The 14,019-nt window shown below is 35.4% G+C and carries 12 protein-coding genes and 2 tRNA genes; 8 read left to right on the top strand and 6 right to left on the bottom strand.

Translation table 11 applies throughout. The features are described 5' to 3' along the window. Window positions 1-164: 164 nt before the first annotated feature. The 3 genes from L1S34_RS02990 to L1S34_RS02980 are packed head-to-tail and all read right to left on the bottom strand — an operon-like array spanning window position 165 to window position 2,395. A complete protein-coding gene (locus tag L1S34_RS02990; protein WP_166133279.1) occupies window positions 165-923 on the bottom strand; it encodes a hypothetical protein in 759 nt (252 codons plus the stop codon). Continuing rightward, on the bottom strand, window positions 913-1,644 hold the full coding sequence (locus tag L1S34_RS02985) for a hypothetical protein (protein ID WP_236362779.1): 732 nt from the start codon (window positions 1,642-1,644) through the stop codon (window positions 913-915). Before L1S34_RS02985 ends, L1S34_RS02990 begins: the two co-directional genes overlap by 11 nt. Further along, window positions 1,637-2,395: a hypothetical protein gene (locus L1S34_RS02980; protein WP_236362778.1), complete on the bottom strand. Its 759-nt coding sequence runs from the start codon at window positions 2,393-2,395 to the stop codon at window positions 1,637-1,639. Before L1S34_RS02980 ends, L1S34_RS02985 begins: the two co-directional genes overlap by 8 nt. A 135-nt stretch (window positions 2,396-2,530) precedes the next feature. Between L1S34_RS02980 and pepE the strand changes: the two genes are divergently transcribed. Then, on the top strand, window positions 2,531-3,238 hold the full coding sequence (pepE, locus tag L1S34_RS02975) for a dipeptidase PepE (RefSeq protein ID WP_236362777.1): 708 nt from the start codon (window positions 2,531-2,533) through the stop codon (window positions 3,236-3,238). Window positions 3,239-3,358: 120 nt separating this feature from the next. Here the strand turns inward: pepE and L1S34_RS02970 are convergent. The 3 genes from L1S34_RS02970 to L1S34_RS02960 all read right to left on the bottom strand — a co-directional run bounded on the left by L1S34_RS02970 (window position 3,359) and on the right by L1S34_RS02960 (window position 4,535). Further along, a tRNA-Gly gene (locus tag L1S34_RS02970) sits at window positions 3,359-3,431 on the bottom strand. A gap of 45 nt (window positions 3,432-3,476) precedes the next feature. Continuing rightward, window positions 3,477-3,549: transfer RNA gene (locus tag L1S34_RS02965), tRNA-Gly, on the bottom strand. Between the two features lie 263 nt (window positions 3,550-3,812). Further along, a complete protein-coding gene (locus L1S34_RS02960; RefSeq protein WP_236362776.1) occupies window positions 3,813-4,535 on the bottom strand; it encodes a murein L,D-transpeptidase catalytic domain family protein in 723 nt (240 codons plus the stop codon). 171 nt (window positions 4,536-4,706) lie between these two features. Here L1S34_RS02960 and L1S34_RS02955 point away from each other — a divergent pair, with 171 nt between their 5' ends. The 7 genes from L1S34_RS02955 to L1S34_RS02925 all read left to right on the top strand — a co-directional run bounded on the left by L1S34_RS02955 (window position 4,707) and on the right by L1S34_RS02925 (window position 14,005). Next, window positions 4,707-7,115 (top strand): DUF5916 domain-containing protein, encoded by a 2,409-nt coding sequence (locus tag L1S34_RS02955; protein ID WP_236362775.1) that lies wholly within the window; start codon window positions 4,707-4,709, stop codon window positions 7,113-7,115. Window positions 7,116-7,251: 136 nt separating this feature from the next. After that, window positions 7,252-9,669: a DUF5916 domain-containing protein gene (locus tag L1S34_RS02950; protein WP_236363181.1), complete on the top strand. Its 2,418-nt coding sequence runs from the start codon at window positions 7,252-7,254 to the stop codon at window positions 9,667-9,669. Between the two features lie 140 nt (window positions 9,670-9,809). Next, window positions 9,810-11,327, top strand: a complete 1,518-nt coding sequence (gpmI, locus tag L1S34_RS02945) for a 2,3-bisphosphoglycerate-independent phosphoglycerate mutase (RefSeq protein ID WP_236362774.1) — start codon at window positions 9,810-9,812, stop codon at window positions 11,325-11,327. Then, a complete protein-coding gene (locus tag L1S34_RS02940; protein WP_166133267.1) occupies window positions 11,324-11,482 on the top strand; it encodes a hypothetical protein in 159 nt (52 codons plus the stop codon). The genes gpmI and L1S34_RS02940 overlap by 4 nt, the downstream gene beginning before the upstream one ends. 190 nt (window positions 11,483-11,672) lie before the next feature. Further along, on the top strand, window positions 11,673-12,440 hold the full coding sequence (locus tag L1S34_RS02935; protein WP_236362773.1) for a carbonic anhydrase: 768 nt from the start codon (window positions 11,673-11,675) through the stop codon (window positions 12,438-12,440). Then, on the top strand, window positions 12,440-13,216 hold the full coding sequence (locus L1S34_RS02930) for a DUF2490 domain-containing protein (RefSeq protein WP_236362772.1): 777 nt from the start codon (window positions 12,440-12,442) through the stop codon (window positions 13,214-13,216). The genes L1S34_RS02935 and L1S34_RS02930 overlap by 1 nt, the downstream gene beginning before the upstream one ends. Window positions 13,217-13,372: 156 nt before the next feature. Beyond that, complete coding sequence (locus L1S34_RS02925) at window positions 13,373-14,005, top strand: leucine-rich repeat domain-containing protein (protein WP_236362771.1); 633 nt, start codon at window positions 13,373-13,375, stop codon at window positions 14,003-14,005. The last annotated feature ends 14 nt before the right edge of the window (window positions 14,006-14,019 follow it).

Genomic DNA, 14,019 nt, shown 5'->3' with positions numbered 1-14,019 from the left:
GAACTAGAACTTGTTAGACGCCAAAAAACGCAAAAGGTTTCATATCGTTTCGAAAAAAATTATGATTTTTTTAATAGAATGCAAAAAAAACAGCAAATGACTTTAGGAATATACGATTAAAAGTAATTTAATACAATTCATTATCAAATCAATAAAGGTTATCTCTATTCACGTGAATCCAAAAAACCTTTGTATTTTACAGCCAATATAGCCAGCTCAAAAGCAATTTTATTTGTATCCCGAGTATCCATTAAAACTACAAAAGAAGGTTCTTCAGCAACGAAAAATTTAAAACCAGAACAAAACTCCGATGGAATTTGTAGTTGATCGGTGTAGAAATTAGGCTCAAACCATTCCGACAAAAGCTTTACTACTTGCTCCTTTTTCTCTAAGGCAACCAATACTTTTAATCTTTTCGTTCGCCCATTAATTTTATTAATCAAAGGATCGAGCGGCATTGAACCACCAAGTAATCCCAACAACATAATTGGTTTAAAATCTCCAGCTGTTTGAAGTTTTCGCTCGGCTGGCGTGAAGCGTTTGGGTTCTGTGATCTGAGCTCGAATCGAGCGTGCCGTAATCGATTGATCCTTTACAATGACTTCGGGTAATACCGTGATTTTTTGTGGAAGTTCAAATTTTATAACGCTTGAAAGTAAATCTTGTGCTGTTATTATTTTTCGAACAGTCTCATAATTGAACGCCGAAACAAGTAGTTCATCTCCTGTTTTTGCTAAAATAGAAAAACTTCCCATAGTGGTGCTTTTAACTTCTTGCCCCGTTGTCGAATTTCTAATTGTAGCGTCGGCGATGGATTGCTCTTGACATACAACTAAACCTCGAATCGAAGTTAGTTTTTGATCTTGCGCCAGCATTACCGCAGTGCTAAATCCAAACAAAAGGAGGTAGATACTAGTTTTCACTCATTCGAAGTTGGTTGTACTTTTCAGCCAATGGCACTATTAGAAACATAACCAATGTTTTGTTTTTGGCCTTCAATGCCGCTGCAAGAGCATTATCTTCAACACAATAATATAAAAATCCTTTTACATAATCTTGAGGTACTTTTAAGGTTTCAGTAAAATAGGTTTCGTCAAATAAAGCTTCTAATCGATATAAATTGCTTTCTTTTTTTTCGACCAAAATCTCTTTTTTCAGCATGGCCTTCCTTCCAGAAATAGTATTTAATAAGCCATCTATTCCGCCGCCAGAAGTTGCAGTATACAACTTTCGTTCTGCTGCGGTATATTTTTTTTGACCGTATGGAATAATGCCTAAACTTTCAGCCGTAATAGACGATTCGGCAATAACCACTTCTTTTAAAATGATACTTTTAGAATACATTCGAATTTGCATTTCATTTCCCGAGACTTGATCTATCGCTGAAATTGTTCTTCGCACGGTTTCCAAATTAACAGCAGAAAAGACTAGTACATCACCGTTTTTAACCTCAATTTCAAAAGTACCGTCACTTTGAGAAAGCACCAAAACTTTGCTTGTTATGTTGTTGATATTGATTCTGTCAACACTTACCGAGTCCGCAACAACCCGACCTTTTAACTGACGACTTACATTGACTTGCGCACTAATGCCTTGCATCAACAGCAAAAAAAATAGCAACAATAGGACTCTGTATTTATTCACTTATTATTTTTTTATATTTTATGGCCAAATCATTAATTAAAAATTGACTCATTGATTTATTTTTAGATTGTAAAGAGGCCACAAATTGAGGATCTTCGATGGCAAAGTACTCAAAACCTTTTACATAATCTGCAGGAATTTTAAGTTTACTAATTAAATAATCAGACAAAAATAAAGCTTCAAATTGCTGCATGTATCGGTCCTTTTTCTCTATTTGCAGTTCTTTTTTTAACATTTTCGTTCTTCCAGAAATCCAATTCAAAAGTGGATCAGCCGAAATAGATCCTCCCGCCATAGTACCCGCATTTGCCGAAGCATTTAAATGTGTAGCAGTATATAATTTTCGTTCTGCAGGTGTGTATACTTTTTGTCCTTTCGGGATAATCCCCAAACTGGTAGCACTTACTTTCTCTGAAACAACTACCTCATCGAGTTCATTGACAATTCGTTTCAAAAAAACTGACAACACCTCTTTTTGTAAAATAATTGCAGTGAGCACCAAGCAAAATTCTTTATACTGAGGAGCAGTGAAACAAAGGGCATCACCAACGGTAGCTTTTATTTCGAAATTACCCTCTGAATCTGTCTGCACAACATCATTTGTAGACTTATTAGCGACATAAATCCCTGCCGCATCTGCACGAACAACCTCAACTCGACCTTTTACAATTGATCTATTTGCATTTTGCGCAAACAAATTAAAACCAAAAAGAACCAAAAATAAACAGTATATCCTTATTGTTTGTAGCATACCTTAATCCCTAAGCACGTAAAAGTATCATACTCAACTCCAAATTTAATACTAATGCCGTGGTAAAAAAATGTTAATTAAAAAGGAATACAAAAACAGACTTTAATACCTTTATCAAAAAAATTATATTAATCTATGAAAAACGCCATCATAGCGAGTACCTCGACATTAGCTAATGAAGATTATTTACAATATTTACTTCCTGAATTAGAATTGCTATTCAGTCAATGTAATACTATTCTTTTTATTCCATTTGCAAGGCCAGGCGGAATGAGCCATGAAGAATATACCGATAAAGTAAAAAGTGCATTTGCCAAGATCAATAAAAAAGTCGTTGGCATTCATGAATATGACAATCCTGAAAGTGCTATTTGCAATGCTGAAGGGATTTTTACCGGCGGTGGCAATACTTTTGTGCTTGTATCCCAATTATACAAAAACAAAATCATGACCGTTCTCGCTGATGTAGTAAAAAAAGGAACTCCTTATTTGGGATGTAGTGCGGGAAGTAATATTTGTGGCTTGAGTATGCAAACGACTAATGATATGCCAATTGCTTATCCACCAAGTTTTCAAACATTAGGAATCATACCGTTTAATATCAACCCACACTATTTGGATCCTGATCCAAGATCTACTCACATGGGCGAAACACGAGAAACCCGTATTAAAGAATTTCACGCGTACAACTCGGCTCCAGTTTTGGGCCTGCGCGAAGGAAGTTGGATTGAGGTGAAATCAGACAAAGTAACACTAAAAGGCCCCTTAACAGCAAGACTCTTCTTGAAAAATCAATTAGCAGAGGAGTTACCATCTGGTTCTGATTTGAGCGCTTTGAAATAAGGAAATTAAAAAAATCCAAAGTAGTTTGCTTTGGATTTTTTTTATGGTTTAAATTGAATCTACAAATAAGAGGTGAATACATTGCATAAAAAAAGCCCCAAACAAATGTTTGAGGCTTTGAGCGAAAGACGAGGCTCGAACTCGCGACAACCAGCTTGGAAGGCTGGAGCTCTACCAACTGAGCTACTTTCGCATTGTAATACTTATTTTTTGTTTCAAAGCTAGATTTGAAACCTAGAGCGAAAGACGAGGCTCGAACTCGCGACAACCAGCTTGGAAGGCTGGAGCTCTACCAACTGAGCTACTTTCGCATTACAACGGTGCAAATATACTTAATAACTTTGCTTTCCTGCAAGTTTTTTTCTGAAAAAAACTAAAATTCACTCCGCTTTTAGACCTCAACAAAGTACATTTTCGCACCTAATTTATTTACAGTGAAAATCTTATCATCAATAATTTTGACGAAAAAAAAATTAAAAATTAATAATCAAAACCGAAAATCAAACTTTCTAACCTTCAGTATTAAACCAAAATTTGATTCTTTTTTTAGATAATTGGATTTTTCAACTATAAATTATGAAACAAATGTTCCTCCCAAAGCAACTGCACGCGAAGGATGATAGATAAAAAAGCAAGATTTATTTTTAATAAGATTAATAATTTCTTTAGAAATATTACTTGGTACAGCAGGACAACCTTGGCTTCTGCCCAACCTTTGATTGTTTTTTATAAAAGATTCCGAAACATAATCGGCGGCATGCATAACGATACCTCTTGCCCTTGCGTGATCATTTACTCCTTTTTCGAGACCATCTAATTTAAGAGATAAACCATGTTTGCCAGAATAAACCTCAGCAGTTAGATAAAGACCAAGACTACTTTTAAAAGATTCTGCAGCGTTCGAAAATGAAGTAGCAAACTCTTCGCCAGTATTGCGTCCATGCGATACCAAAGAATGAAATTTAACTTCGTTAGTGGCCATATCAATTACCCACAGTCGCTTGGTATTTGCTGACAAACTAAAATCAATAATAGTAAGCAGTTCTTTTTGCACGAGTCCTTTGTTCTTTAGATTGGTGTAAGCTTCTACTGCTTGCTGAAAACTTTCTAAAGTTGGGATTTGTTTGTTTTTAAGCTGTAAATCTTGATAGATAGCCTCTACTTCGTCAAGGTTCTTGACGTCGTTACTAGCAACAAATGAATGTTTGGTTTCTGATGGAATGGCAGCAACATTTTTAGAAAGTAAAAATAGTGAGCAAAAGGCAATAAAAAGCGTAGGAAGTGTATTATAAATCATTGATTATCTTTAGGTTGTAAATAAATTTGGGTTTGCAAACCTAAGGTATTTCTAGAGAAATGAATAATTTTTAACACAATTTTATTCTGACAAGTGCTTTTGTAATTTAAACAAATTAGCAGGAGAGATTGACAAAAACAGCAATTTCTATGTTAATTTTATTACTTTTGTATGCAACTAACTAACCATTTCATGCCAAAACCACAATACGTAATAGCACTTTTTCTGCTATTATTTTCTGTAAATAATTACAGTCAAAAAAAAATACTTCAAGCTAAAAAAACCACCGAAAGCATCATTATTGACGGCAAAACAAACGAAGCTATCTGGGCTTCAACTGCAGCAGCTTCGGACTTTATCATGTTTGAACCCGATAATGGAAAACCCATTAGTGCGGATAAAAAAACAGAGGTAAAAATCGTTTATGACAATGACGCTATTTACATTTCGGCACTGCTTTATGATAATGAACCGAGTAAAATTCAAAAGGAATTAACCAACCGAGATGTTTTTGGAGTATCGGATCATTTTGCGGTCTATATCAACGGGTTTAACGACGGGCAGCAAGATTTTCGTTTTTTTGTTAGTGCTGCAGGAGTACAAATGGACTGCTTAGCAACTGAAGATTTTGAAGACTTTACTTGGGATGCTATTTGGGACAGCGAAGTTTTATTGACTGATTTTGGATGGTCTGTAGAAATGAAAATCCCATATGCTGCTTTGCGTTTTTCAAAATCAGATCAGCAAGTTTGGGGCTTAAACTTCATGCGTGAAATAAAAAGAGACGTTCAAAAATATACTTGGAATCGTATTGACACCAAAATTGGGGCTGTAATTCCGCAAGCCGGAATTTTAGAAGGGATTTCAAATATCAAGACCCCTACTCGATTATTTCTTATTCCGTATGCATCAGCCTATGCACAAAAAAGCGATATTGGCTACGATAATACTTTTAAAGCTGGACTTGACATTAAATACGGAATCAATGATTCATTTACGCTAGACGCCATTCTTGTACCTGATTTTGGACAAACAAAATTTGATAATGCCATCTTAAACTTATTACCCTTCGAACAACGTTTTGAAGAAAATAGACCTTTTTTTACTGAAGGAACAGATTTATTTAACAAAGGTGGATTATTTTATTCCCGTAGAATTGGTGGATCTCCAACTAGTGAACCCGATTTAAATGACACTGAACAGATTGTCGATTATCCAAGTACAGTCAATTTAATAAATGCAGTAAAAGTTTCAGGCCGTACCGAAAAAGGACTAGGAGTTGGATTTTTGAATGCCATTACCGAGGTAACAAAAGCAACAATTCTAGACGAAGCCACTGGAAGTACACGCAAAGCCGTGATTGAACCCTTGGTTAATTATAATATGTTAGTGCTGGACCAACGATTCAATCAAAATTCATCGGTTACTTTTGTAAATGCTAACACTACTAGAAATGGCGGTTTTAGAGATGCCAATGCATCTGCTTTACTTTATGATTTAAGCACTAAAGAAAACACATATAATTTGTACGGCGATTTTAAGTTCAGCCATGTAAACGATACACAAAATTTCAGTGGCTACAAAACAAGCATCAATTTTGAAAAAACTAGTGGTCGCTATCGTTATTTATTTTCAGGAAAATATTTATCTGAGAACTACGATATCAACGATTTAGGTATTATTTTTTATACCAATTATCATGCTGCTTCTGTTAATGGTAGCTATCGCATTTTAAACCCTACCAAAGTGTTTAACACTTTAAAAGTGGAGCAAGAACTGAATTTAGAATTGCAAAACACTACCGGTAAAATGCAAGAAGCTTGGTATAAAACTGTTATCAAAGGAACTACCTTAAACAACAACTATTTTGAACTTGGAGTAACGGCGAGTCCCTTAACAGTATATGATTTCTATGAACCACGCTCTGACGGCAGTTACGTTTACAGACCACGAAATTTAGCCACTTATTTTGGTTTTGAGTTAAATAGAAACAATACTTTTTTGGTGGATATGACTGTAAGCTATGTAAAATTTGACGAACGTGGGCGCAATACTTACGAATTTTACGCTGCTCCAAAGTACCGTTTTAATGACAAACTATCTTTAGCATTTGCTATCGATTACTCAAAATTAAATCAAGATCGCGGATGGGTTGATGTTGGAGAAAATGATGAAGTTATTTTTACCGAACGAAACCGCGAAATCCTGCAAAACGACCTTACTGGAAAATACTCCATCAATAATAAGATGACCCTAAACCTAACTGCACGCTACTATTGGTCATACTCCAAAAATCGAGAATTTTTCACCCTGCAGCCTAATGGATTTTTAACTTCTAACAATAGTTACAATTTAAACAAAGACCGTAATTTTAACTCTTGGAACTTTGATTTATCCTACTCATGGTGGTTTGCGCCCGGCAGTGAAATTTCACTTTTATATCGCAATTACGGCTTGCAACGTGCTAGTATAGTAGAGAAAAATTTAAACACGAATTTAAAAAACGTCTTTAACAGCGACCTAACTAGTGTGTTATCGATTAGTATACGCTATTTTATTGATGCGAATGTGTTAAAATAATATTTTTCAATCCACAACTGTAACATTTCACATACAAATTAGTCTATTAATGCAAACTGTAATGCACTTAAAAGAGATTTCTCTTGAAGCTATTTTGGTTTTACAATCATCATCAAATCAACCAATCAATCGTTTCATGAAAAAACTAATCTTGTTGACACTTTTTTTAAGCACCATTTACAGCTTTGGTCAAAGAAAAAAATTAGAAACTAAATTCATTACAGATAAAATTGAGATAGACGGAAAAGTCAACGAAGCAATTTGGCAAACTGCACCAATAGCGGGCGATTTTATCACCTTTGAACCAGATAACGGCAAACCCATTCCTGAGAACAAGAAAACTGAAGTGCGCGTTCTATATGACAATGATGCTATTTATATCGCGGCTGTAATGAATGACGAAAATCCTGAAAAAATTCTTCGTGAAATTACACAACGCGATGATTTTGGTACTTCGGATGTATTTGGAGTATTTATCAATGGATTTAATGATGGGCAGCAAGATTTTCAATTTTTTGTAAATGCTGCTGATGGTCAAGCCGATTGTATTACAACCGATACCAATGGCGAGGACTATTCTTGGGATGCTGTGTGGCGAAGTAAAGCTGTTATTACAGATAAAGGTTGGAACGTAGAAATGCGAATTCCTTATGCTGCATTGCGATTTTCAGCTGAGAAAAAACAAACTTGGGGACTTAATTTTTTCAGAGAAGTACGAAGAGACCGATTTAAATACACTTGGAATTTTATCGACTCTAAATTAGGTACTTTTACACAACAAACCGGAATTTTAGAAGGAATTGAAAATATAAAACCACCAACTCGACTCTTTTTATTGCCTTACTCCTCTTTTTATGTTGATGCAAATTCTCGACAAAAAACAGTAGGCACACTCAAAGGTGGTCTAGATGTAAAGTACGGTATCAATGACGCTTTTACCTTAGATATGATTTTGATTCCTGATTTTGGACAAACAAAATTTGATGATCAAATCCTAAATTTAGGTCCTTTTGAACAGCAATTCAATGAAAACAGACCCTTTTTTACAGAGGGAACTGATTTATTTAGCAAAGGAAACTTGGTGTATTCTCGTAGAATTGGTGGTAATCCGACAAATTCACCATCAGTAGGAACCAATGAAGTTCTTATTGAAAATCCTGCTAACGTAAGTTTAATAAACGCCTTCAAGGTATCGGGTAGAACAAAAAATGGCCTGGGAGTAGGAATTTTAAATGCCGTTACTCAAAAAACATCAGCGACAATTGCTAACACCGTAACTGGAGAAACACGCAGAGAATTATTAGAACCGTTAGCAAATTATAGTGTCTTAGTACTTGACCAGCGCTTTCGCAAAAATTCCTCAGTTTCATTCGTGAATACCAATGTAACGCGCAACGGAAATTTTAGAGACGGAAACGTAACGGCGCTAGTGTGGGATTTGAATACTAAAAAAAACACCTATAATTTATCAGGTGATTTTAAATACAGTTATGTCAATGAAGGCACAACAAAAACAGGAATCAACTCGCAACTTAATTTTGCGGAAACAAGCGGGAAATTCCGCTACGGAATTGGTGCTGATGTGATGACCAAAGATTTTGATAATAATGATTTGGGTATCAATTTTGAAACCAACTATTACAGCATTTATGGGAATACCAGTTACCGTATTTTAAAATCAACCAAATACTTCAATAGTTTTAATACTAGAATTAATACCTACCATCAATTTCAAAAAGAAACAGGAAAAATTCAATCTAGTAACATCAATTATCAGGTGAATTCGAACACCAAGAAGAATCATTACATTGGGTTTGGAGTAGATGCTAACCCAGTAGAGACTTATGATTATTACGAACCTCGTGCCGCCGATCGCTTTGTAATTCGCCCAACTAGAATTGGCGGTTTTATTTATATTTCAACCAATTACAACAATCCTTTTGCTCTTGATTTTAATCCATCATTCTCTATTTTTGATGAAGCAGGTCGTAAATCATATGGCTTCTCTGTGGGACCGAGATACCGTTTCAATGACAAATTATCATTGAATTACAATTTTAATTTCTCACGACAAAACAACAACAAAGGTTTTATTGATAGTGTAAATGATGACCAAAATGCGGCAACTCCCAACACAATAGTTTTTGCTAACCGCAATGTGGTAACTTATGCCAACACCTTATCAGGTAAATATTCGCTAAACAGTCAAATGACTTTTAACATCGCATTACGTCATTATTGGTCGTATGCCGAAAACAAAAATGCGCTTACTTTGGGTAATGATGGCCGCTTGAACTCAAACAATACGTACAGCGCGAACAAGAATTCAAGTTTTTACTCTTGGAATGCTGACTTATCATACAATTGGTGGTTTGCTCCTGGCAGTCAAGTATCAGTTTTATACCGCAATAACGCTGGTAAATTTGATCGAAGCATCAATAAGGAATTCGCAAATAACGTAACTTCTTTATTAAATAATGATGCCTTGAATCATGTTTTCTCTATTAGCATACGCTATTTTATAGATGCAAATCAGGTATCAAAACACTTATAACTGCATTAATTTTAAAAATTACAACTGCAAATAAAAGAATTATCATTTTTTGTAAAGCTATTTAAGCTATTACGCAATTGTGGTTTTCATGTTCCTCAAGATTTTTAGAAATACTTTACCTTTGTTTAAAACTAAAACAGATGAATAAGAAAGTAATTCTAATGATTTTGGACGGTTGGGGAAAATCACCCGACCCGAAAGTATCTGCAATTGACAACGCCCACGTACCGTTTATAAATCGTTTGTATGTGAACTATCCTAGTGCACAATTGCGCACCGATGGCTTAAATGTTGGCCTTCCAGAAGGACAAATGGGTAATAGCGAAGTAGGCCACATGAATCTTGGCGCAGGACGTATTGTTTACCAAGATTTAGCAAAAATTAATTTAGCCGTAGCACACGGTACACTTGCCAAAGAGCAAGTACTTATTGATGCCTTCACTTATGCTAAAATAAATAACAAAAAAGTACATTTTTTAGGTCTCGTATCAGATGGAGGAGTACACTCACACACCTCGCATTTGCGCGGATTGATTGATGCCACACAAGAATACGGACTTGAAAATGTATACGTACACGCTTTTACTGACGGACGCGATGTTGATCCTAAATCAGGAAAGAAATACATTCAAGATCTTCAAGACTATATTGCTCCTACCAACGTAAAAATTGCCTCTGTAATTGGCCGTTATTACGCAATGGACCGAGACAGACGTTGGGAACGCGTAAAACTTGCTTACGATTTAATGGTTAATGGTGTTGGAACCCCATCCATTGATGCAGCAGCTTCGATAGCAGCCAGTTATGATGAAAATATTACCGATGAATTCATCAATCCGATTGTAATGGTTAACGAATGTCATCAACCGCTTGCATTAATTGAAGAGGATGATGTGGTAGTGTTTTTTAATTTCAGAACTGATAGAGGGCGCGAACTTACAGAGGTTTTATGCCAAATGGATTGTCACGAACAAAACATGCACAAACTAAACTTGTATTATGTTACGTTAACAAATTATGACGAAACCTATACCAACGTTAAAGTAGTTTACAACAAAGATAATATCACCGAAACACTAGGTGAAGTGCTCGAAAAAGCCAACAAAAAACAAATTCGAATTGCAGAAACAGAGAAATATCCACACGTAACTTTCTTTTTTTCGGGTGGTAGAGAGCAGCCATTCATTGGTGAAAGCCGAATTTTAAAAAACTCTCCAAAAGTAGCTACCTACGATTTACAACCCGAGATGAGTGCTTATGATTTAACTGAAGCATTGATTCCTGAGTTAGAAAAAGAAGAGGTAGATTTTGTATGCTTAAACTTTGCTAATGGTGATATGGTAGGACATACCGGCATCATGAGCGCAGCAATTCAGGCCTGTGAAGCAGTTGACAAATGTGTAGAAAAAGTCATTACCACAGCCCTGGAGCACAACTACACTACACTTGTAATTGCTGATCATGGAAATTGCGAAACAATGATTAACCCTGACGGTAGCCCAAATACGGCACACACTACCAATCCAGTTCCGTTTTTATTGGTTGACAAAGAAATAAGAAATGTTCACGACGGAGTTTTAGGTGATATAGCCCCAACAATACTTGAATTGATGGGTATTGAAAAACCTGCGGTAATGACTTGTAACTCTCTACTATGAAAAAGTACATCATTGCGCTGTTAAGTATCACTTTGGCTAGTTGCATCTCACTTAAAACAGGCAAAGACGGTAGCCCTGGCGAGAATGGATCAGATGCAATAGGAACCGAGAATGGAAAAAATGGCGCTCCCGGTAAAAACGGTGAGCCACGATAGACCAAACAATAAATAAAAATCTAGGAGTTGTCAAAAGTAATTTTGAACAGCTCCTTTTTTTATTCCTCACTATAATAATTGAGATTAATCAATACACAAATAAAAGTTAAATAATTATTATCGATGGTAATACTATTATTTTTAATTACATTTGTATCAAATAAAAATGTATAACTAATATTTTAATAGTATGAAAACAATGCTTTTATTGCTCACGTGTTTGTCCTTATCTGTATCAAGCTATGCTCAGGATAAGCAATTAAAAAAAATCAAAAACAAAAAAGTAGCCATTGATTCTGTGCAATGGAGAAAAGAACATTATGTAGTCAATAGAGATTCAGCGTATGCTGATCCTCGAATTGCACTCAAAAAATTAATAGGCGGCAACAAACGTTTTGTTGAAGGCAAGAGCATCAAACCAAGGCAAAACATGGAGACCATTAAAAAACTTGAAAACGGTCAAGAACCTTTTGCAACAATAGTAGCTTGCTCTGATTCACGAGTACCAAACGAAATGATTTTTGATCAAGGTCTTGGAGATTTGTTCATCATTCGTACTGCAGGACAAGTATCGGCGGCGGCATCATACGGGAGCATGGAATTTGCTACTTTAAAATTAAAAACAAAACTGATTGTTGTGCTGGGGCACACAGAATGTGGCGCAGTTGCAGCAGCTGTAGAGCGTCCAGAAAATGTTCCAGGACATATTGTAACCTTAATCAATGAAATCAAACCAGCAGTAGCAAAATGTGCTCATTTACCAGGTAACGCAGTTAACAATTCTGTAAGACAAAATGTGATTGATCAGGTAAATAACTTAAGAGATTTAGAACCTATCTTGCACAAAAAATACGTAAGCGGTGAAATATTAATAGTAGGGGCTGTTTATGATATTCACACCGGAAAAGTAGAATTTTTGCCAGAAACTTTACATAACTTACCACAACTTAAAAAATAATGAAAAAAAACGCCATTCTTTTTTTAGCCCTGTTGTCTCTAGTAGGCAACAGGACTTTTTCGCAAAATACCCGCATTACTGATCGCAACCAAATAGGCTGGTTAGGCTATTTTGGAACCGTGAAAATAAGCGACAAGTACAGTATCCACTCTGAATATCAGTGGCGTCGTGACAACTACATTCAGGCCCCATTACAAGGATTATTACGTGTTGGACTCAATTATCAAGCAAATCCAAAATTACAACTTCGATTAGGTTACGCTTGGATCGAAACACAACCTTACGGAGATTTTCCTATAAATGGTTTTGGTAAGGACTTTACCGAGCATCGCATTTTTCAAATGGCTACATTAACAGATAAACTTGCGCTAGTCGATATTTCGCATCGCTTTATGCTAGAGCAACGTTTTGTAGGCCGCTACACCAATGCTGCATTAGAACGTGAAGACGATTTCTTGTTACTTCATCGCTTGCGCTATATGCTTCGCGTACAAGTGCCCTTAAAAGGAACCAGTATTGCAGACCATACACCTTACCTTGCTGCGTATAATGAAATCTTAATTGGTTTTGGGAAGAATGTAAATGAAAATATATTTGATCAAAACAGGTTAGGACTTTTGTTAGGATACAAGTTCAACAATCAACTTCGTTTAGAGGCTGGCTACTTGAACCAAACCGTCCAATTAGGCCGAGAAATAGAGCAACGCAATGTTTTTCAAAACAACAATGGTTTCATATTGAACACCATTATAAATATTGATGCCACAAAAAAGTAAATCTCAAGGGCTGCAAGCCATGAATTGCGCAAGCAGCCACTTGAAATTTTTACAACGCTACATACTCGATTATTAAATTAAAGTTAAAAACACCATATTGATAGTGTTACTATTAACCTTCTTGATACCTTTGTAAAAACCGTAAATAGTTGAAAAATGAAAAAAGTACTTTTGCTCGCGTTTCTTTGTATTTACAATTCCTCAATTTTTGCACAAATCAAAACCGAATCAAACAAGGAATACACCAATCTTGAGGAGGCGCTGCAACATCCGGAACAAATTATCAATTTGAATTTAAGTAATCAAAAACTAAAATTCAATACCATTGATTGGTCAAAATTTACCAATTTAGAATACCTTACGTTAAAAAATGACCATTTAAATGAAATTCCCACAGGAATAATTACGCTAAAATCTCTTAAAAAAATAGATTTGAGTGGCAATGATTTCAGCGTTTTACCTGCTAATTTCTGGGAGTTATCTAATTTAGAAGAAATAGTTTTAAACGATGACAAAAAGATGGATGTGCCCAAAACACTTTCCATTTTAGCCAAATTACCTAATTTAAAATCACTACATCTAGAGGGAGACAAACTTACTACATTACCCGATGAGATTTTAAACTTCAAAAATCTTGAAAATTTATATCTAGGAAATAATCAACTGCAAAGCATTCCAGTGATTAAAACTTTAGATCATTTGAAATACCTTGATTTAAAAGGGAACAAAATCAAAGTTGATTTACAAGATACTAGAAATACTAATTTTGGCTTTAAAATCAATTTTTAAAAAAACGAACATCC

Origin of the sequence: Flavobacterium sp. K77, from assembly GCF_021608205.1 — a bacterium.
GTDB classification, from domain to species: domain Bacteria; phylum Bacteroidota; class Bacteroidia; order Flavobacteriales; family Flavobacteriaceae; genus Flavobacterium; species Flavobacterium turcicum.
The sequence above is the reverse complement of the archived record's forward strand: the minus strand, read 5'-3'. Positions and strand labels throughout refer to the sequence as shown.

Bases quoted from the DNA above. Each gene is read 5' to 3' on its own strand.
- L1S34_RS02940 (WP_166133267.1), top strand. From the start codon at position 11,324: ATGAAAAAGTACATCATTGCGCTGTTAAGTATCACTTTGGCTAGTTGC.
- L1S34_RS02930 (WP_236362772.1), top strand. From the start codon at position 12,440: ATGAAAAAAAACGCCATTCTTTTTTTAGCCCTGTTGTCTCTAGTAGGC.
- L1S34_RS02980 (WP_236362778.1), bottom strand. From the start codon at position 2,395: ATGCTACAAACAATAAGGATATACTGTTTATTTTTGGTTCTTTTTGGT.
- L1S34_RS02960 (WP_236362776.1), bottom strand. From the start codon at position 4,535: ATGATTTATAATACACTTCCTACGCTTTTTATTGCCTTTTGCTCACTA.
- L1S34_RS02935 (WP_236362773.1), top strand. From the start codon at position 11,673: ATGAAAACAATGCTTTTATTGCTCACGTGTTTGTCCTTATCTGTATCA.
- L1S34_RS02955 (WP_236362775.1), top strand. From the start codon at position 4,707: ATGCAACTAACTAACCATTTCATGCCAAAACCACAATACGTAATAGCA.
- L1S34_RS02950 (WP_236363181.1), top strand. From the start codon at position 7,252: ATGAAAAAACTAATCTTGTTGACACTTTTTTTAAGCACCATTTACAGC.
- gpmI (WP_236362774.1), top strand. From the start codon at position 9,810: ATGAATAAGAAAGTAATTCTAATGATTTTGGACGGTTGGGGAAAATCA.
- pepE (WP_236362777.1), top strand. From the start codon at position 2,531: ATGAAAAACGCCATCATAGCGAGTACCTCGACATTAGCTAATGAAGAT.
- L1S34_RS02925 (WP_236362771.1), top strand. From the start codon at position 13,373: ATGAAAAAAGTACTTTTGCTCGCGTTTCTTTGTATTTACAATTCCTCA.